The following is an 18429-nucleotide window of genomic DNA, read 5'->3' as shown; positions in this document are numbered from 1 at the left end:
CTACTTCAGCCTCGTAGGGTGGGCTTCAGCCCACCGGCATCCTTCTTCGAGGGCAGCAGCATGACCGCCCGCCTTGGCAAGCTCGCCTGGCTCTGGCTAAGCGTGCTGGTGATTGCACTGGATCAAGCAACCAAGCACTACTTCGAGGCCAACTTCAGCCTGTATCAGAAGGTCGATGTCATCCCCGATTATTTCGCCTGGACGCTGGCCTACAATACCGGCGCTGCCTTCAGCTTTCTCGCCGATCATTCGGGTTGGCAACGCTGGTTGTTCGCAGTAATCGCCATGGGCGTCAGCGTCGTGCTGGTGGTCTGGATGAAGCGTTTGAAGGCTGGTGAGACTTGGCTTGCCGTTGCCCTGGCGCTGGTTTTGGGTGGCGCGCTTGGTAACCTCTATGACCGCGTTGTGCTTGGTCATGTTGTCGATTTCATCCTCGTGCATTGGCAGAACCGCTGGTACTTCCCTGCGTTCAACATCGCCGACAGCGCCATCACCATAGGCGCTGTCATGCTGGCGCTGGATATGTTCCGTAGCAGTAAAACGGGAGAAACCGTAAATGAGTGAGCAGCGCATCGGGCAGGATATGCAGGTGACACTGCATTTCTCCCTCAGCCTGGAAAACGGCGAGCAGGTCGACACGACCTTTGACAAGCAGCCAGCCACCTTTAAGGTGGGCGACGGAAACCTGCTACCGGGTTTTGAGCAGCAGCTGTTCGGACTCAAGGCAGGCGACAAGCGGACCTTCCAGATCGCTCCGGAACAGGGGTTCGGCCAGCACAACCCGCAGAACGTGCAAACCATGCCGCGTAATCAATTCGAAGGTATGGAGCTGTCCGAGGGCTTGCTGGTGATCTTCAACGACGCCGCCAAGACCGAACTGCCGGGTGTCGTCAAAAACTTCGATGATCGTCAGGTCATCGTCGACTTCAATCATCCGCTGGCAGGCAAGGCACTGACTTTTGAAGTAGAGATATTTGAAGTCAAGCCGGTCTGAGTGACCGGCTCACGTAAATAAGTGCTTGTTGTAGGAGCCAGATCGTAGGGTGGATCACGCTTCACCGAACCACCGCAGGCCGCACTGGTGGGTTTAAAAGCGCCATCCACCCTACGGGTCATAATCTGTCCATCCATCCCGCGTGCCGCGCGCATCGAGATACCCGCCATGCAAATTAAACTCGCCAATCCTCGTGGCTTTTGTGCCGGTGTCGACCGCGCCATTGAAATCGTCAACCGTGCGCTTGAGGTATTCGGGCCGCCGATCTACGTGCGGCACGAAGTCGTGCATAACAAGTTTGTGGTGGAAGACCTGCGCGAGCGTGGCGCCATCTTCGTCGATGAGCTGGAGCAGGTGCCGGACGGCTTCATCGTCATCTTCAGCGCTCATGGCGTGTCCCAGGCCGTGCGGATGGAAGGGGAACGGCGCGGCCTCAAGGTATTTGACGCTACTTGCCCATTGGTGACCAAGGTCCATCTGGAAGTGACCAAGTACAGCCGGGAAGGGCGCGAATGCATCCTTATCGGCCATGCAGGCCACCCGGAAGTAGAAGGCACCATGGGGCAGTACGATACCGCCAGTGGCGGCTCGATCTATCTGGTGGAAGACGAAAAGGATGTTGCTGAATTGCAAGTACGCAACCCGGAAGCCCTGGCGTTCGTCACTCAAACGACCCTGTCGATGGATGACACCAGCCGCGTGATCGATGCGCTGCGTGCGCGTTTTCCCAGTATCGGCGGCCCGCGCAAGGACGACATCTGCTACGCCACTCAGAATCGTCAGGATGCGGTCAAGCAGCTTGCGGCTGAGTGCGACTTGGTATTGGTCGTGGGCAGCCCGAACAGTTCGAACTCCAATCGTTTGCGCGAGCTGGCGGAGCGGATGAGCACGCCGGCTTATCTCATTGACGGCGCGGAAGATCTCAGGCGCGAATGGTTTGAGAGCGTCGATCGGATCGGTATCACCGCCGGCGCTTCAGCGCCTGAGGTGTTGGTGCTTGGGGTGATCGACCGGCTGCGCGAGTGGGGTGCTACGGGTATGGATGAGCTGGATGGCCGGCCCGAGAACGTGACGTTCTCGATGCCTAAAGAGTTGCGGTTGAGGGAGCTCTGATAGCTCCCTTCGATACCGTCTGTTTTAACGTCTCCAACACTGTGCCAATGTCGCTCCGGCTTTCTGCCCCTTCGCTCCGGTATGCGCAAGCGTGAGCGTGCCGCAACTATCGTTTGCCATTGCGTTTTTTGGCACTGCTCGGAGCGTATAAGCACTGGCGGTTGGGGTTGCTGAAAACTCCAAGGTATAGAACTTCGTCGCTCCGTCCTTTGGTGCATCTGTAAAGGGCAACGTAGGGGCTGCGTTAGCAGGGTTCGCGTTGGCTGCCGTCAGATATCTGCCGTTCGCCGTATAGTGACGCTCCATAAACTGCGCCAGCTCCATTAAGGCTGCCTGCGCATCCGCCCGGCGGGCCTTGCGTACGTGTTCCTGATAAGACGGATAGGCAATCGCGGCCAGGATCCCGACTATCGCCACGACAATCATAACTTCAATCAGGGTGAAGCCCCTGCTCGGTTTATGAGCCTGCCTTGTCAGTTTCCTCTCCATCAATTCGTCCTCACTTCATGCCATGAGTTGCGGCCAAAACGTTGCGATCCTGGATTAGGAATGCATAGCGGGGTAGCTCCGCTGGAGCCGGCAAAGCACAGGAGCTTTGGTAGTAACGTGACACCTTTGGTCACACCGTCATCTGTGTCGATGCCAGACCAAGGGATGTTCTCGTCGTCATCGCCGATAGTCGTGTCATCTTTATCAGGAGTGCCATCACCGTTTGTGTCGAAATAGGCATAGTTCAAGCGGGATCCGCTTGATAAATTCATTGCCATGATGAAACTCGTGCCGCCGGAGGCGCAGGGATCGGCGGAAGGCGTCATGGTTGTGAAAATTACGCGATCGGTTCGAAGGGTTGGCTTGGCAATGACGCGTTCACCAAGGGCTCCTGTCGCGCCTTCACCTTCTAACCAGCCGAGGTCTATGTACCAGCCGGACTGAGTGGTGAGTGCATTGTTCGTGATTGCCCGTGCATTGAGCCCGCTGGCCAGGGTCGCTTGTTTTATTACCGCTTGCTTTAGCAGGGAGCTACGCCCATCGATAGCCTGACCTCGGTCAATGATTCCGTAGAAGGTATCGATGGATGGAGATTCTGGTATTTCGTTATCGCCGTCGCGATAAAAGCTGCCAGTTCCGAAGAAGATCATGTGCTCGCCCTTATCATTAAAGGCCGACGAAAGCGGAGCGGTGATGGCCTGGCGAGTGCTGCCAATTTTGGCAACGAACAGAGGGTTATTGCCAAGACTGTCCGGAATGTCCCAGCCGGACGGGTTGCTGCCGGTCAGGTCTATCCGCCATACGTTGCCCAACGTATCGGCCACGTATACCCTATCTGCAACCTGGTTGTAGTCAGTATCCGCAGCCAGAGGCGAGCCCAGGTTACCGGTAGTTGGTAGCTCCACCTCCTGAATGATGCTGCCGGTCTCCGCGTCGAGTATCCAGACCTTACCTTCTTCTGGCGCCGTGTTGTGATAGCCACTACTGACAATTACGCCGAATTTTTCGTTGGGCAGTGCAACCAGCGCTGGTTGACCCATGGTGTAGCCCATTTCAGGGTGGCTGAACTCCCACATGACGCTGTTGCTGGTCATGCTGTCCGGATTGGTTACGTCGAGAGCAAAAACGTTTCTACCACCTGCGCCAGTAGTTCCTACTACCATGGTCTTCCAGGAACTTCCGATCCACACGTCGGAGATGCGCGGAGTGCCGTCGACATAGTAGCGATGTGTGTAGGCCGGGTCGGTCAGGTTGATCAGGTTGCTGAAAACACCATTAGGCACATAGGCAAAGATCTCACGACCGCCGTTGTTGGCTGCTGTATCGCTGACCCGGGCGTCGAAGCCGTGGAGCATGCCATCGTTGGCGCCTACGATCACCAGAGGCGTACGCGTTCGATAAGCGCTACTGGCGCGGAAAGTGGTATAGGCAGTGCCTACGGCGCCGTTGGTTCCCCAGCTGAGGCGTGAATAACCGAAATCTTGGTTGTGGATGAACTGCGGGTCGGAGTTAGCGATATCACCCAGGCGGCTGCCGCGCTGGCGGAATAACTTCGTTCGGTCTTCTGTTGTGATTTCGTTGGTTCGATCTCCGCGCAGATAGGCCAGGCGTTTCTCGGCGTTTTCCGTACCGGTCTCGGCAGTCTTCTGCAGCAGTGCTCGTTGGTCGCCGTTAAGGCCGTCCCAAGTGAAATTGGCGCCACGTGTAGCGATTGTTTCGCCAGAATTACCCGAAGTAGTGGCAGGTGTGATGGTTAAGATATTGCGGGAATCGATAGAGTCTAGGCTGTCGAGCTTCTGTGCTGCACTCCAGGCTGTATCCGCTCCAACCACACCATTTTCATCGACTCGCCGTGCGAGCAGGTCACCGCTCCAGAAACGACTATCCAGACGCGATTGAAAGAGTGCGGTATCAGTTTCTAAGCGAGTAGAGTTGGTGGCCAAGGAGGCGGTGGTACTCTGTACCTCGTTAGAAATTTTTGCAAACGCCTTTTTCAGACCCTCCACCATGTTGGTGGCATCGCTGGCAACGAAGAAGTTGTCGGGCCTTGGATCCGTTGTATCCAGTGTGTCTGTGGTTGTGTGCCACCAATCTTCGTCGAGTATAGTTTTGCGGTTCAGCGCTACACCGAAATTACTGGGAACTTTAAATCCACCATACTTGGCAGCAAGCCAGTATTGGTTACGATTTTTTTCCAGCAGAGTTCGCCCTTCGCGTACATCAACCCAGTAAGTGGAAATCGTTTGTTTACCCGCCCAGTCGCTCCGAATATCGGTGGTATTGGCGTAGTAGGCCAGGCCAGCAATATGGGCTGAGTTTCCGCGGCCAGTGAACTCGCTGGTCGCGCTTTTGGTTATGCGTTCAAGGTCGAATACCGTTTTCGTATAACTGCTCACGGCAAGCGTGTCGCCGGTATAAGGCACATCATGATCTTGGTGAGTGTTAACGTCGCCAATACCTAGAACTACGTTTTTCTGGCAGGCATATTGGATTGGATCGCTCCAGGCGGTAATGACAGGAAAATTGTCTTTCTGAGTGTTATCCGATGTGTTGGAGTAGGCCTCGACATTGCCTTGGTTCTTAAAGTAGCGCAGAGCTGCGTAGTAAAGCTCGCTGACCGGGTCGTTGGACTTGTGCTGGTTTGTTAACTCGCCAAATTTGTTAATGTAATTGATAACACCACTATTGCCGGTGGCATCGTTGTGCGGGTTTGTTATAAGAATTCCGGTGGTTTCATCCCATTCCTTGGCTGGGTTGGCAGCTATCCCGGCGGTGCGGGGCGTACTCATGGTTGGTCCCACATATTTCTGTGGAGCTCGAAGTACGCCACCATTGCGATCATTGCCATCAATGTTCAAGTAGCTGAAGGCGCTATAGCGGATGGTGTCTGCGTAGCGTTGTATAAGCCCTTCGGGCTTCCACGTGTTGCCATATCGAACACAATTGCTCTCTAGCAGATCTAGATTTTTACAAACCTCAACCCGCACGGAATAAAAAGCTGTCTTACCATCGTTGATAATGCGAAGAGTCTTGTTCTTTTGGTAGTTCTGAATCGCCGCACTTTTGCTGCCGTCTGAGCTTTTGACGGAGCTGGCCAATGTCTTGCCGATATAAGGGGCTATGCTACTTATCAATGCATCATCGGTCACGGACCGATTGTCAAAATAGTCGCCTCGGTTGGCTCGGGTGGCCTTTTCAATAATTGTTTTATTGCTCGTGTCAACTACCCTGTAACCACCAGTCAGCGCCAGGCGGAAGGGGTCAATAGTCTGGGTGGTGGCCCAGTTTAGATAGTTCCCGCTCCACTCCTCGTTACCGGTGCAGTCCTTGCCTTTCCGGATAGGGGTGAAATACCCGCCGCCATCATCCCCACTAATTGTTCCGAAAATGATATGGTTTACGTCTTCCTTTATATATTGATAGCATTTTGAGCTGTCAAAATTTCCTACATAGTTGGTTGCGTGGGTATAGGTTGTGTCAATGTTGGCAACGCTAATAACTGTCGGGAATTCGACTGATGGTACAAGTGCCAGGTTTCCCGGCACGCTACCACCACCCAGAAGCAGGGGGGACTGTGCTATTGCGGCGTAAGTAGGCGTTGCGGCGGCGGCAATACAAAGCGAGAGGGCAAAGCCAGCGCTGGTTCTAAGTGGGAAAAAAGTGGACTGGTACGACATCATGATTGGCGCTCCGAAAAATAGGTCGGCGGGCAACTAAGGTTTTATTGCTCGACCAGAAAGGTAGAGCGGAGCTTAATATGTGAGCTGGGTTCGTTATCTGCGTTGACGCTGGCACCGTAGCCATCCGATTCGACCCGTACCAATGCGCCCTCATCGTCAATAGGCGCGCCAGCCTCTGTACTGGTTCTAATCTTTGCGAGTAGGACGATGGTGTATTCTGGGTCTTTGCTTGCACCCGGAAAATCGTCATAGCTATCGGAGGCGTTGGCGGCCTCGAGAATGTTCAGTGTGCCAGCAGTAAAATGGTTGACGACATCTTCTTCTCCTTTGCGGAGGGCAGCTTCCGATGCTTGCAGGGCCAAGCTACTGTCGCGCATATTCCCAGACATACTCTCCTGCAACGAGGTACCACGCATGCTGGCTAGCCCGATGACGGTAAGTAATAAAAGCATGATCAGTGCTACTACCAAAACCGCTCCTTTTTGAGAGCTTGTGTCCGTTTGTTTCATCCCTAACAACCTCATTGGAGACGATTCCGAAGGCCAAGTGTGCTAGTAAATACCTGGCCGAGCCTTCTATCACTAATGTCGATGCTGGCGCCGTCGAACATAAGCTTTTGGGTAGCGCTGACTACATTTTGATCAGCGCCAGCGGCAAGTATCTGGAGGCGCACGCTGCCTACGTCTCCCCACTCTGCCAAACTCATGTCTTTTGCTTTTTTATATTCGGTAACCTGGCGTTTGGCATTGATCAGTCCATAGATGATCTGAATATTTTCTATCCCTTCAACGAGTTCCATGTTAACTGGAGTGCCGCTGTTGAAGGTCACCCGACGTAGAGATGGCCGGTTGTTGGCCCCGGTGCCAATGTAGTAAAGCGCAGACTGTAGCGTTAGGATTTCCATACTGTTGCCATAGGCGTGGCTAAACTCATGGTGGCCTGGATTCTTGTTGCCGGGCGTGCCTTGATTCTGTCGGGTTAGTGAATTTGCGTTTTTATTATTCGCTGTCTGAAAAACGTCACATCCCAGAGCGTCAGCAACAATCACGATACTATCGTTGGGAATAGAACTAGCTGTATTGACGCTTATAGTATTTGAATTGGCGGGGGTGGCGCCGGTTGCGGTGGCTCCGGAGGCCTGCGCTGCATGCTTGACTAGGATCATATCGGTCCCGGGTGTGCGGTTAGCTATGCCTGTTATTTTGGCAGCAGGTGCAGGAGAGACGTTTTCATCCCAACCCATGATGGCAACATTTAGGTCGAATAGCTCGCTGGAATATGCGGAGGATGCTTCGTTAAGGAGATTGTTAGGTGTTCCTAAACACTCGCCCTTGTAGCCCGCGTTACGAATATCACGGGCCAAAAAGTCCAATGCGAAGCGTCCACTCTCTTGCACCCGAGAGAGCGCAATGTTAGTGCTGTATGTCTGCTTACTGCTGAGAAATATTTGCATAACGCCAAGCATAAGTAACAGGCTCAAGGCCATCGCGACCATCAACTCAACAAGCGAGAGGCCGTGTTGTTGTCGGAGGGATATGTGGGTCATATTTCTGTCCGATAAGCGAAGGTTTCGCTGTGGGTGTTGTTATCGTTGTTAGCTTTTATATGACCCCGGGAATCGTTCCAGCGAACCGATATGGTGATCAGGGTGCCGTTTTTCTCAACTTTACCGGTGCCTTCTGGCAACGTTAGAGCTAACTGGTTTAGCCATTCGGCCACATCCTTTTCAGCCGTAGTGCCCGTTACAGTGTTAGTTGAAGAGGGAGTCGGGAAGTCCGTTAGGTAAGCGTTGGTCAATGCCTCGAGGCGGTTGGCGCGCATGCGGTCGGCCAGGTCGCCAGCAAGTAAAGTCGCCTGAGAACGATAGTAAGCGCTGTGATTGCTCTGAATACTGGTGGCTTGCAGGCCTGCCAGACCGAGGAGCCCGATAGCAAGTACCAACATGGCGATCAGCACTTCGATCAGGGTCGCCCCGGCTTCTTTGTGGTATCGCTGCAGCGGCATCATGGACATCCTGTCTTGTTGGTGGTCGAGCTTCCGGTCAAGGAAACGCCAATCGCGTATTTGGCTCCGCTAGTGCAGCTGGATGAGGTAGTGACGAAGTTGGCTATCGCATCAGCCATGCCGCTGCTGTGGAACACAACCCCAGCATTCGGCCCGGTTAAAGCCATTCCAGCTACCGGATCCCAGACCTTTACTACGTCGCCACCGACCTCCCTGACGAGCCAGCCTGCCGCCCAGTTCGTTCCATTTGCGCACACGTTCTGATTTTCCGTTCTGCAAATGATCACGTCTTTGCGGCGCTTCACAGCCTCAGATCTCGCTAGCTGAATAGCCCCGAGTATTTCGTGATGCAGGGATGTTGTCCGATTGTTCTGGATTAGCGATGTAAAAGAAGGAACGGCGATCGCTACCATTATTGCCAGGACAGCGATGGTTACCATCAATTCGATCAGGGTGAAACCACGATAATTCGGCATGATTGCTCTTCTAGCGTAACGGCCAAAGAATCATCCCAGCTTACCTGTCGGCTACGAATCCAAAGGTGATGTTCGGTCCCTTTCTGGGGGTATACGGTCGCTAGGTACAGGCGCCATTGCCCTCCGGTGACCGGGTTCTCAGTCGTCCTGTGATATTGATCACGAGCTGCTGTATCGCTTCGCCGCGGCTACAGAGGGTATAGGTTCCGTTTAAGCTATCGGTCGTTCCGTTAGCTTTGTACGTCATGAATGTCCGGCTTCGGAAGTTGCTCCAGTTCCAATGGTATTCGTCCGGTAGCGTCGTGACCCGATGAAGCTGTTCTCCGGCGTCAAGAGTCCCGTTCTGGTTTGGGTCGCTGAATATGATGATTCCGTCTTCCCAGTCTGCCGATGCGTTGCAAATATCGATGCCTGCGCAGAGGCTTATACGTTCGCGCCGTGTAACCGCTAATCCCCGCGCATGATTGAGAGCTTCGAGCAGGTCAAGGCTTGCGGTTGACCGATGATGCCGCTCGACAAGGGACCTAAAGTTGGGGATGGCGATACCCAGCAAGACACTCAGGACCGCAACGGTAACAAGCAGCTCGATAAGGGTAAACGCTCTTATATAGATGGAGTTCATGGTGCGCTTCCTTTTGCACGTATGATTCGGTCTTCTAGACCGGCCCTTGTTTTAACTTCGTGTGCCTCAAAGTCAAGACGTTGGTCGGTGGCTAGGCTGATCTTTCGGAGGTAAGTGTGGTTGATGTATCAATAATCGTGGGAGGCGGAATTCTTGGGCTGCTCTCTGCCCAGCTTCTCGCGAATGAAGGACGAAAGGTGCTGCTGCTTGAGGCATCGGCGACCGGCACCGAAGCCTCCTGGGCAGGCGGAGGTATCGTTTCTCCTCTTTATCCTTGGCGTTACAGCCCGGCGATAACGGCGCTAGCGCACTGGTCGCAGGACTACTACCCCAGCCTAGGCAAGACGCTCTTGCAGCAGAGCGGGGTCGATCCGGAGGTTCACGAGACGGGGCTGTACTGGCTGGATCTAGAAGATGAAGACCAAGCCCTGGCCTGGGCACACCGCCATGGTCGACCGCTGCACCCCGTAGACATGGAGCAGGTACATACCGCTGTGCCTTCGCTTGGCGATGGTTTCTCAAGCGCGGTGTACATGCCAGGCGTCGCCAATGTCCGTAATCCTCGTTTGTTGCAGGCGCTGCGTGCAGCATTGGCGAAGCTGCCCAATGTGACGATCATCGAACATTGCCCTGTAAGCGGTTTCATCAATGACGGAGCGCGAGTCGTCGGTGTGCAAACGGCGCAGGGTGAGATGCGTGCCGAGCAGGTTGTCGTCGCGGCGGGCGCCTGGAGTGGGCGGCTGCTTGCAAAGCTTGGGCTCGAGCTTCCGGTCAAGCCGATGAAGGGCCAGATGATCTTGTTCAAGTGCGCCGAAGATTTCCTGCCGAGCATGGTGCTGGCCAAGCGGCGTTATGCGATTCCGCGACGTGATGGTCACATTCTCGTGGGCAGCACTCTGGAAGATGTCGGTTTCGACAAGACGCCAACCGAAGATGCCCTGGAAAGCCTCCGAGAGACGGCCATTGAGCTGCTTCCTGGGCTGGCAGATGCAACAGTGGTCAAGCATTGGGCGGGTCTGCGTCCTGCTTCGCCTGAGGGCATTCCTTACATAGGGCCGGTGCCGGGCCACGAGGGGCTTTGGCTTAACTGCGGACATTTCCGAAACGGGCTGGTATTGGCGCCTGCTTCATGCCAGCTATTGACGGATCTGATGCTGGATCGCTCGCCTTGCATCGATCCGGAGCCGTACGCTCCTGCTGGTCGACTCTGATTCTGGTCTTGCCAAGGATTTGGTGCGCACTGTGCATTGATGACCAGCCCGGCGCTGGTTGGGTTTGATTGTCGGGCGCGTCGTTTCGTTGGACCGTCATGTCCGACATCGATACCCTTGGGCTGAGGCGCGTCGGCATTCGCCGCGGATCGGACCGTACACAACGTCCGCCGTTACGCATGCGTAACCGATGGCCAAAAGGCAGAGCGGCGGGTCTTTCAGCAGCTTGAACGCAGCATTTCATCACTCAGTGCGGTGCTGTCGTGCTATTCGGCGGCGTTTGCAGCAAAGCGCTGCGCAGCCCTTCGAGTGCGCGGGTTTTGCTGTTAAATTGGACGGCTTTATGGCGCTGAGCCTTGTCGCGCCGATTTCTGTCTTCAAGAGGTTGTGTGTGGCCAAGAAAACCACGTCCCTTTCAGGCCTTGGCGGTCTGGTCTTTTCCACCGACACGGGGCGCCACTGCCCAGATTGCAGCCAACCGCTGGACGCCTGCATCTGCAAGCAACTGCTGATTCCCGCGGGTGATGGCATCGCTCGTGTTCGCCGGGAAAGCAAAGGGCGGGGCGGCAAGACGGTAACGACCATATCCGGCGTTCCCCTCGCTGAAGCTGAACTCAAGGAGCTGGCCAGTGCGCTCAAGCGCCGCTGCGGTACCGGCGGCGCGCTCAAAGAAGGCGTGATCGAGATCCAGGGCGACCATGTTCAATTGCTCATCGACGAACTGATCAAGCGCGGATTCAAGGCTAAGAAGTCGGGCGGTTGACCGCTCGACCTGATCAATCAGGCGCGTGCGCTTATTTCCGGGCACGCCGGCTGTCCAACTCGGACAGCCCTGTTGTCGCACCATGCTCGACAGACTCATCCCATTTTCGCAGGAGGCCTAGATGCCTGTAAGACGCACACGTAAAGATGACGGCAGCCAATGGACCGCAGCGGATAGCCGTAGCGTCTACGGTATTCGCCACTGGGGCGCCGGCTATTTTTCGATCAGTGATGACGGTCATGTCGAAGTGCGCCCGCAAGGTCCCAATGGCGCGGCGGTTGAATTCACCGGGTTGATCGAGCAGCTACGCGACGCTGGGTTGACCCTGCCGTTGCTGGTGCGCTTCCCGGACATTCTTCAGGACCGCGTGCGTCATTTGACCGGTGCCTTTGACGCCAATATCGAGCGCCTGGAATATCAGAGCAAGTACACCGCGCTTTACCCGATCAAGGTCAACCAACAAGAGGCGGTGATCGAGAACATCATCGCCACGCAGAATGTTTCGATCGGCCTCGAAGCGGGCTCCAAGCCGGAGCTGATGGCCGTGCTGGCGCTGGCACCGAAGGGCGGCACCATTGTCTGCAACGGCTACAAGGACCGTGAATTCATCCGCTTGGCGTTGATGGGGCAGAAGCTCGGTCACAACGTCTTCATCGTCATCGAGAAGATGTCGGAAGTGGGCATGGTCATCGAGGAAGCGGCGGAGCTGAAGGTGATCCCGCAGGTTGGTTTGCGCGTGCGGCTTTCGTCGCTGGCTTCGAGCAAGTGGGCCGATACCGGTGGCGAAAAGTCCAAGTTCGGCCTTTCAGCCGCACAGTTGCTCACCGTGATCGAGCGCTTCCGCGCCGCAGGCGTGGAGCAAGGCGTGCGGCTGCTGCACTTCCACATGGGCTCGCAGATCGCCAACCTGGCGGACTACCGCGACGGTTTCCGTGAAGCCATTCGTTATTACGCCGAGCTCCGCGCGCTCGGGTTGCCGGTCGACCATATCGATGTGGGCGGCGGCCTCGGTGTCGACTACGACGGCACGCACTCGCGCAATGCCAGCTCGATCAACTACGACATTGATGAATACGCCGGCACCGTGGTCGGGATGCTCAAGGAGTTCTGCGATCGCCAGGAGCTCCCGCACCCGCACATTTTCTCTGAAAGCGGCCGGGCTATGACGGCGCATCACGCCGTGCTGGTGATGCAGGTGACGGACTTCGAGCGCCACAACGACGAAGCGCCAACCATCGAGAGCTACGACGAGCTACCCGAGATCGTCCAGGCGCTGGCCGATCTACTCGGCCCAACCGATCCTGAAATGGTTACCGAGACCTACTGGCGCGCCACTCACTATATGAGCGAGGCCGCAGCGCAATACGCGTCCGGCAAGCTGAGCCTGGCGCAAAAGGCGCTGGCCGAGCAGAGCTACTTCGCCATCTGTCGCCGCTTGTACAACCAGCTCAAGGCGCGCCAGCGTTCACACCGCGCGGTGCTCGATGAGCTCAACGACAAGTTGGCCGACAAGTACATCTGCAACTTCTCGGTATTCCAGAGCTTGCCGGACACCTGGGCGATCGACCAGATCCTGCCGATCGTGCCGCTGCAGCGTCTGAGCGAGGAACCGGTGCGCCGCGCGGTGCTGCAGGACCTGACCTGCGATTCTGACGGCAAGATCAAGCATTACGTGGATGAGCAGAGCATCGAGAACAGCATGCCGGTGCATGAGATCCAGGCAGGCGAGGAATACTTCCTCGGCGTCTTCCTGGTGGGCGCCTACCAGGAAATTCTCGGCGACATGCACAACCTGTTCGGCGATACCGATTCGGTCAACGTCTATCAGCGCGAGGATGGCACCTTCTACCACGCCGGCATCGAGACCCATGACACCATCGAAGACATGTTGCGCTACGTGCACCTGTCGCCCGAGGAGCTGATGACCTACTACCGTGACAAGGTCTCCAGTGCTCGGCTCAGCGCCAAGGAGCGCACCCAGTACATCGATGCGTTGCGGCTGGGACTGACACGTTCTTCCTATCTGACGCCCTGATCGGGGTAGCTGTAGGAGCGCCGCGGCGGCGCGAAGGACCGTAGGGTGGATGTCGCCTTTTACATCCACCGTGGCTCCGCTCGGTGGATCGATGAAGCGCGATCCACCCTACGGACTGCATTCGCCGCGGGGCGCGCCTCCCACAAGCGTGCGGTGGGCTTTGTGCTTCTGTGAGAGGGCCGCCCCGGCGCGAAGCTTTTCGCTTCAAACCTTTCTGACGAATTCCGACTTCAGCTTCATCGCGCCGATGCCGTCGATCTTGCAGTCGATGTCGTGGTCGCCGTCAACCAGGCGGATGTTTTTGACCTTGGTGCCCACCTTCACCACCAGCGAAGAGCCCTTGACCTTGAGGTCCTTGATCACGGTGATGGTGTCGCCGTCCTGCAGCGTGTTGCCTACCGAATCCTTGATCAGCTTTTCGTCCTCACCAGAGGGCTCTGCAGCATTCGCCGACCACTCGTGGGCGCACTCCGGGCAGACCAGCATCTGGCCATCTTCATAGGTGTATTCGGAGTTGCATTGGGGGCAGGCTGGCAAAGCGCTCACGGCGGATCCTCATTGGCGGTGCGAAAAGCCGCGGATTGTATAGGGTTTTATCGGCTCGCGGGCGGGTGCGCCAGGACGTGGAAACTTGCGAACCTGTCGAGAATCGCTGCCCGCTCCGCCTGAACGAGTGAAGGTGGAGGTTGGCAGCCAACAGGGCTCAGTAATCGTCTTTGAGCGCGCGGTAGCGCTCTTCCAGCTCCCGGCGAATCTGTCTGCGCTGCTGGGCCTGGGCGAAACGACGCTTCTGGTCGGGTGTTTTTGGCTCCAGGGGAGGCACTGTAGCGGGGCGGCCGTCCTCACCAACCGCCACCATCGTGAAGAAGCAACTATTGGTATGACGAACCGTTTTTTGTCGGATGTCTTCGGTGATTACTTTGATACCGATTTCCATAGAGGTGTTGCCGACGTAGTTGACCGAGGCGAGAAAGGTCACCAGCTCGCCAACATGCACCGGTTGGCGAAAATTCACCTGATCGACCGACAGGGTCACCACGTATTGGCCGGCATAGCGGCTGGCGCAGGCGTAGGCCACCTCGTCCAGATATTTCAACAGCGTGCCGCCATGTACGTTGCCCGAAAAGTTGGCCTTGTCCGGGGTCATCAATACGGTCATGGTCAGTTCGGCATGTCCATCAAGCATGTTGCGCGGCTCGTGCTGGCAAAAAGGGCTGCTACTTTAGTCGAATACGAGACGGCTGTGGCCCAGAAATCTGCGCCATCAGCCGTTTTTTTTCGGGTGGTCAATGTGGCAATAGCGCGCAGGCCGGTGTTACCTCACCGCCCTATGATGAACCGTGTGCAGCATGGTCGCTCGTGCCTGCCCGTTGCGCCGCGGATCGTGAAGCACTCAGAAGTTGCGAACAGCTGCTCGTGCCCGGAAATCCAGTGCGGTGGTGTGCGGCTTTATTGACCTGCGCCAGTATCGCGACTGTTTTTCTCCCTATAGTCCGGAGGCTGCCATACACGCCTCATCACCCCTCAGCGCCGGACTTGCCATGCGTTTATTCAGCCTTATTCTGCTCAGTTGCCTTGTTCCTTTCGCCCATGCCAGCGAAGAGGCGATGGAGCGCTTTCAGCACGTAATGGGCGATGCGGCCCGGCGCCAGCAGGCGTATGCGGCCGGCCAAGAACGCGCGCTCTTCTGCGGTTACTGCCATGGCGAAAACGGCAACAGCAAGCGCCCGCATATTCCCAATCTGGCTTCGCAGAATCCGATCTATCTGTTCCATTCCTTCGAAAAATTCGCCAAGGGCGAGCGCGTCGATTTCGTGATGTCGAAACTGGCGAAAAGCTTGTCGCTCGAAGACCGCGTCAACATCGCCGTCTACTTCAGTCAGCAGAAGGTCGAGCCTACTGCCACTGCGTCGGATGCGGCGCTGGTCCAGCGTGGTGGAGCGTTGTTTCAGCGCACCTGTACCGCCTGTCACGGCAGCCATGCGCAGGGCAAGGAGACCATGCCGCGATTGGCCGGCCAGCCTGATGAATACATCCGCAAGGCCCTCGGCCGTTTCCGCAGCAATGACCCGAGCCGAGCCGGTTCGGTGATGATTGGCATCGCTGGCCAGCTGTCCGAGGCCGACATAGAGGCCCTGGCCGCCTATCTGACGCAGCTGCAGCTGAGTGAACAGCAAGAGCAGCAAGCCGCCGCGCAGCTGCTCGGAGCAAGTACGCGCTGACCCATTCGCAACGCCTCCATTGATACACCCGCTCTCTGGCGTGCTGGTGCGCGTCGCCTATCTTGAGGCGTGAAACAACCAGAATCTGGCTATCACGCCGCTTCGCTTATTCAATTGGGTCCCAAGAGCCCGTCCTTCTAGTCTTGCCCAGCGTTGCGCGACGCAACCTAAAACTAGAAAAGGACGTGACGATGTACCGAAACCTGCTTGGCTTTTCGCCTTCGCGATTGATGCTCGGTGTGCTTGCCGCAAGCGTACTTTCGCTTTCTGCCCATGCGGCTCCTCTTACCCGCGACAATGGTGCGCCCGTCGGCAACAACCAGAACTCGCAGACTGCCGGCCCGAACGGCTCGACCCTGCTGCAGGATGTGCAACTGCTGCAGAAGCTGCAGCGCTTCGGCCGTGAGCGTGTACCTGAGCGAGTGGTGCATGCGCGCGGTACGGGCGCCCATGGCGAATTCACCGCCACCGACGATATTTCCGATTTGTCCCTGGCCAAAGTCTTTGAAAAGGGCAGCACGACGCCGGTATTCGTGCGCTTTTCCGCCGTTGTGCATGGCCTTCATTCGCCGGAAACCCTACGTGATCCCCGTGGCTTCGCCACCAAGTTCTACACGGCAGACGGCAATTGGGACCTCGTCGGTAACAACTTTCCGACCTTTTTCATCCGCGACGCGATCAAGTTTCCGGACATGGTCCACGCGTTCAAGCCTGATCCGCGCACCAATCTGGATGACGACACGCGTCGCTTCGATTTCCTCTCTCACCATCCGGAATCCACTCGCACCCTGACCCTGCTGTATTCGAACCAGGGCACGCCGGCCAGCTACCGGATGATGGACGGCAACGGTGTTCACGCCTACAAGCTGATCAATGATCAGGGCGATGTGCACTACGTGAAGTTTCACTGGAAAAGCCTGCAGGGTCTGAAGAACCTGGATCCGAAGGAAACCCAGGAGATGCAGGGCAAGGACTACAGCCACCTGACCTCGGACCTGATCGCCGCCATCGACCGAGGCGACTATCCGAAGTGGGACCTCTACATCCAAGTGCTCAAGCCTGAGGATCTGGCCAAGTTCGACTTCGATCCGCTGGACGCCACCAAGATCTGGCCCGACGTGCCGGAGCGCAAGATCGGTCAGATGGTGCTGAACAAGAACCCGGACAACGTCTTTCAAGAAACTGAGCAGGTCGCCATGGCCCCGGCCAATCTGGTGCCTGGCATCGAGCCCTCCGAGGATCGTCTGCTGCAAGGTCGTCTCTTTTCCTATGCCGATACCCAGATGTACCGCGTCGGCGCCAACGGCATGAGCCTGCCGATCAACCGTCCCAAGGTGCCCATCAACAATGGTAACCAGGATGGGCAGCTGAATAGCGGACATACCACCACCAGCGTCAACTATCAGCCGAGCCGCCGCGAAAACCGTGAAGAAACGCCGCGGGCGGTCTACAGCAAGACTGCACTGACCGGCACCACCCAACAGGCGCCGATCTACCGCGAGCAGAACTTCAAGCAGACCGGCGAGCTGTACCGCTCATTCAGCAAGAAGGAGCAGACGGATCTGATCAACACATTGGGTGGCGAATTGGCTAAGGCTGATCAGGAAGCGCGCTACCTCCTGCTGTCGTACTTCTACAAGGCCGATGCCGAATACGGCGAAGGCCTGACCAGGGTCGCCCAGTCCGACCTCGAGCGAGTCAAAGCGCTGGCCGCCAACCTGAAGGATTGATGCAGCACGGCTGTCGCCACGCACGACGGCACTGACCCGAGCCCGGCTCGGGTCATCTATTTCAGGAGCAGAGCATGAAGTGCTTTTATCTGATGGCTGTCTTGCTGCTCGGCAGTGGGCAGGCAATCGCCGCGCCGGAACTGAACGCGGTGTCGAGCGACGCCGAGCAGGTCCAGATCCAGCTACGCGATTACTTCTTCAACGCAGCGCGTTTCGGCGATAACGAAGTGCTCGACGAGTTCATCCAGGCCGGATACGACCTCAACACTGCTGACGACAAGGGCTACACCGCGTTGATTCTGGCGGCCTACAACGGTCATCCGGACACGGTGGAGCGGCTTATCGCTGCCGGCGCCGATGCTTGTGCCCAGGATGCGCGCGGCAACACCGCCCTGATGGGCGCGATCTTCAAAGGTGAGCTGCGCATCGCCAAGCGCCTGCTGGCCACCGAATGCGACCCCGATCAGCGCAACCATGCAGGCCAGACCCCGGCCATGTATGCCGCGCTGTTCCAGCGGGATGCCTTGCTCCAAGCACTACGCGAGCGCGGGGCCGATCTCGAGGCAAGCGATCCGATGGGCAATAAGGTCGAGAGCCTGGCGCGTGGGGAAATCCGCACCCGCTGATCAATAGCTCTTGTACGGCAAGAATTTGCCCGACAGGACGACGTTGACCCGGTCGCCCTTGGGATCCGGCTGGCGTTGGATGTCCATGGAGAAATCGATGGCACTCATGATGCCGTCGCCGAATTCTTCGTGGATCAGTTCCTTGATGGTGCTGCCGTAGACGTTGACCAGCTCATACCAGCGATAAATGAGCGGATCGGTGGGCACGGACGTGGGCAGTGACCCTTTATAGGGCACGATCTGTAGCCAGGCGACGGCTTCGTCTGGCAGCTCGAACAGCTTGCCGAGGGTTTCTGCCTGGGCTTTGTCGAAGGCCATCTGACCCAGGCAGCCGGCGGTGGTCCATTCCTTGGACATGCCTATGGTTTCTGCGACCTGGGTCCATTTGAGGTTCTTGCGGACCTTGGCAGAAACGATCATCTGGGTCACTTGGCTACGGCAGGAAATCATCGGGGGTTCCTCTT

19 protein-coding genes are annotated in these 18429 nt (G+C 56.8%); 9 read left to right on the top strand and 10 right to left on the bottom strand.

Going from position 1 to position 18429, the window contains the following annotated elements; translation table 11 throughout:
• Positions 1–60 precede the first annotated feature (60 nt).
• The 3 genes from lspA (at position 61) to ispH (ending at position 2107) form a co-directional block, all read left to right on the top strand.
• Complete coding sequence (gene lspA / locus ACIGHL_RS16025; protein WP_128120912.1) at positions 61–564, top strand: signal peptidase II; 504 nt, start codon at positions 61–63, stop codon at positions 562–564.
• The gene (locus ACIGHL_RS16020) at positions 557–994 is read left to right on the top strand and encodes an FKBP-type peptidyl-prolyl cis-trans isomerase (protein ID WP_128120911.1); all 438 of its coding nucleotides are present in this window, start codon (positions 557–559) and stop codon (positions 992–994) included. Before lspA ends, ACIGHL_RS16020 begins: the two co-directional genes overlap by 8 nt.
• Positions 995–1162: 168 nt before the next feature.
• Entirely contained in the window at positions 1163–2107 is a 945-nt protein-coding gene (gene ispH, locus ACIGHL_RS16015; RefSeq protein ID WP_128120910.1) for a 4-hydroxy-3-methylbut-2-enyl diphosphate reductase, read from the top strand.
• A gap of 24 nt (positions 2108–2131) precedes the next feature.
• On the opposite strand, the gene ACIGHL_RS16010 is transcribed toward ispH, so the two are convergent.
• The 7 genes from ACIGHL_RS16010 to ACIGHL_RS15980 all read right to left on the bottom strand — a co-directional run bounded on the left by ACIGHL_RS16010 (position 2132) and on the right by ACIGHL_RS15980 (position 9378).
• Complete coding sequence (locus ACIGHL_RS16010) at positions 2132–2596, bottom strand: type IV pilin protein (protein ID WP_128120909.1); 465 nt, start codon at positions 2594–2596, stop codon at positions 2132–2134.
• A complete protein-coding gene (locus tag ACIGHL_RS16005; RefSeq protein WP_253910909.1) occupies positions 2596–6276 on the bottom strand; it encodes a pilus assembly protein in 3681 nt (1226 codons plus the stop codon). Before ACIGHL_RS16005 ends, ACIGHL_RS16010 begins: the two co-directional genes overlap by 1 nt.
• Positions 6277–6317: 41 nt before the next feature.
• Complete coding sequence (locus ACIGHL_RS16000; protein WP_241509196.1) at positions 6318–6785, bottom strand: pilus assembly PilX family protein; 468 nt, start codon at positions 6783–6785, stop codon at positions 6318–6320.
• A gap of 11 nt (positions 6786–6796) precedes the next feature.
• Complete coding sequence (locus ACIGHL_RS15995) at positions 6797–7822, bottom strand: PilW family protein (RefSeq protein ID WP_128120968.1); 1026 nt, start codon at positions 7820–7822, stop codon at positions 6797–6799.
• Positions 7819–8283 carry a type IV pilus modification protein PilV gene (gene pilV / locus ACIGHL_RS15990; RefSeq protein WP_241509194.1) on the bottom strand — a complete coding sequence of 155 codons (465 nt, stop codon included), beginning with the start codon at positions 8281–8283 and terminating at the stop codon, positions 7819–7821. Before pilV ends, ACIGHL_RS15995 begins: the two co-directional genes overlap by 4 nt.
• The gene (locus ACIGHL_RS15985) at positions 8280–8756 is read right to left on the bottom strand and encodes a GspH/FimT family pseudopilin (RefSeq protein WP_128120905.1); all 477 of its coding nucleotides are present in this window, start codon (positions 8754–8756) and stop codon (positions 8280–8282) included. Before ACIGHL_RS15985 ends, pilV begins: the two co-directional genes overlap by 4 nt.
• A gap of 100 nt (positions 8757–8856) precedes the next feature.
• Positions 8857–9378, bottom strand: coding sequence for a GspH/FimT family pseudopilin (locus ACIGHL_RS15980; RefSeq protein ID WP_128120904.1), 522 nt, complete (start codon positions 9376–9378; stop codon positions 8857–8859).
• A gap of 116 nt (positions 9379–9494) precedes the next feature.
• Between ACIGHL_RS15980 and thiO the strand changes: the two genes are divergently transcribed.
• From thiO to speA, 3 genes are all read left to right on the top strand, one after another.
• Positions 9495–10589 (top strand): glycine oxidase ThiO, encoded by a 1095-nt coding sequence (thiO, locus tag ACIGHL_RS15975; RefSeq protein WP_128120903.1) that lies wholly within the window; start codon positions 9495–9497, stop codon positions 10587–10589.
• Positions 10590–10980: 391 nt separating this feature from the next.
• Positions 10981–11352 carry a translation initiation factor Sui1 gene (locus ACIGHL_RS15970; RefSeq protein WP_046163963.1) on the top strand — a complete coding sequence of 124 codons (372 nt, stop codon included), beginning with the start codon at positions 10981–10983 and terminating at the stop codon, positions 11350–11352.
• Positions 11353–11473: 121 nt separating this feature from the next.
• Positions 11474–13387 (top strand): arginine decarboxylase, encoded by a 1914-nt coding sequence (gene speA, locus ACIGHL_RS15965; protein WP_128120902.1) that lies wholly within the window; start codon positions 11474–11476, stop codon positions 13385–13387.
• Positions 13388–13591: 204 nt separating this feature from the next.
• Here speA and ACIGHL_RS15960 read toward each other — a convergent pair whose 3' ends face one another.
• Complete coding sequence (locus ACIGHL_RS15960; protein WP_128120901.1) at positions 13592–13933, bottom strand: zinc ribbon domain-containing protein YjdM; 342 nt, start codon at positions 13931–13933, stop codon at positions 13592–13594.
• Positions 13934–14090: 157 nt separating this feature from the next.
• Entirely contained in the window at positions 14091–14573 is a 483-nt protein-coding gene (locus tag ACIGHL_RS15955; RefSeq protein WP_128120900.1) for an acyl-CoA thioesterase, read from the bottom strand.
• A 355-nt stretch (positions 14574–14928) separates the two neighbouring features.
• Here ACIGHL_RS15955 and ACIGHL_RS15950 point away from each other — a divergent pair, with 355 nt between their 5' ends.
• From ACIGHL_RS15950 to ACIGHL_RS15940, 3 genes are all read left to right on the top strand, one after another.
• Positions 14929–15609, top strand: coding sequence for a c-type cytochrome (locus tag ACIGHL_RS15950; RefSeq protein ID WP_128120899.1), 681 nt, complete (start codon positions 14929–14931; stop codon positions 15607–15609).
• A gap of 191 nt (positions 15610–15800) precedes the next feature.
• Positions 15801–17339, top strand: coding sequence for a catalase (locus tag ACIGHL_RS15945; protein ID WP_128120898.1), 1539 nt, complete (start codon positions 15801–15803; stop codon positions 17337–17339).
• A gap of 74 nt (positions 17340–17413) precedes the next feature.
• Positions 17414–17965 (top strand): ankyrin repeat domain-containing protein, encoded by a 552-nt coding sequence (locus tag ACIGHL_RS15940; protein ID WP_128120897.1) that lies wholly within the window; start codon positions 17414–17416, stop codon positions 17963–17965.
• Here ACIGHL_RS15940 and cynS read toward each other — a convergent pair whose 3' ends face one another.
• Entirely contained in the window at positions 17966–18415 is a 450-nt protein-coding gene (cynS, locus tag ACIGHL_RS15935) for a cyanase (RefSeq protein WP_128120896.1), read from the bottom strand.
• Positions 18416–18429 lie beyond the last annotated feature (14 nt).

This window comes from Pseudomonas sp. NPDC077451 (assembly GCF_044543345.1).
In the GTDB taxonomy this organism is placed as follows: Bacteria; Pseudomonadota; Gammaproteobacteria; order Pseudomonadales; family Pseudomonadaceae; genus Stutzerimonas.
The sequence above is the reverse complement of the archived record's forward strand: the minus strand, read 5'-3'. Positions and strand labels throughout refer to the sequence as shown.

Excerpts from the sequence above, each read along its gene's own strand:
- lspA (WP_128120912.1), top strand. The coding sequence starts at position 61 with ATGACCGCCCGCCTTGGCAAGCTCGCCTGGCTCTGGCTAAGCGTGCTG.
- ACIGHL_RS16020 (WP_128120911.1), top strand. The coding sequence starts at position 557 with ATGAGTGAGCAGCGCATCGGGCAGGATATGCAGGTGACACTGCATTTC.
- ispH (WP_128120910.1), top strand. The coding sequence starts at position 1,163 with ATGCAAATTAAACTCGCCAATCCTCGTGGCTTTTGTGCCGGTGTCGAC.
- ACIGHL_RS16010 (WP_128120909.1), bottom strand. The coding sequence starts at position 2,596 with ATGGAGAGGAAACTGACAAGGCAGGCTCATAAACCGAGCAGGGGCTTC.
- ACIGHL_RS16005 (WP_253910909.1), bottom strand. The coding sequence starts at position 6,276 with ATGATGTCGTACCAGTCCACTTTTTTCCCACTTAGAACCAGCGCTGGC.
- ACIGHL_RS16000 (WP_241509196.1), bottom strand. The coding sequence starts at position 6,785 with ATGAAACAAACGGACACAAGCTCTCAAAAAGGAGCGGTTTTGGTAGTA.
- ACIGHL_RS15995 (WP_128120968.1), bottom strand. The coding sequence starts at position 7,822 with ATGACCCACATATCCCTCCGACAACAACACGGCCTCTCGCTTGTTGAG.
- pilV (WP_241509194.1), bottom strand. The coding sequence starts at position 8,283 with ATGATGCCGCTGCAGCGATACCACAAAGAAGCCGGGGCGACCCTGATC.
- ACIGHL_RS15985 (WP_128120905.1), bottom strand. The coding sequence starts at position 8,756 with ATGCCGAATTATCGTGGTTTCACCCTGATCGAATTGATGGTAACCATC.
- ACIGHL_RS15980 (WP_128120904.1), bottom strand. The coding sequence starts at position 9,378 with ATGAACTCCATCTATATAAGAGCGTTTACCCTTATCGAGCTGCTTGTT.
- speA (WP_128120902.1), top strand. The coding sequence starts at position 11,474 with ATGCCTGTAAGACGCACACGTAAAGATGACGGCAGCCAATGGACCGCA.
- ACIGHL_RS15955 (WP_128120900.1), bottom strand. The coding sequence starts at position 14,573 with ATGCTTGATGGACATGCCGAACTGACCATGACCGTATTGATGACCCCG.
- ACIGHL_RS15950 (WP_128120899.1), top strand. The coding sequence starts at position 14,929 with ATGCGTTTATTCAGCCTTATTCTGCTCAGTTGCCTTGTTCCTTTCGCC.
- ACIGHL_RS15945 (WP_128120898.1), top strand. The coding sequence starts at position 15,801 with ATGTACCGAAACCTGCTTGGCTTTTCGCCTTCGCGATTGATGCTCGGT.
- ACIGHL_RS15940 (WP_128120897.1), top strand. The coding sequence starts at position 17,414 with ATGAAGTGCTTTTATCTGATGGCTGTCTTGCTGCTCGGCAGTGGGCAG.
- cynS (WP_128120896.1), bottom strand. The coding sequence starts at position 18,415 with ATGATTTCCTGCCGTAGCCAAGTGACCCAGATGATCGTTTCTGCCAAG.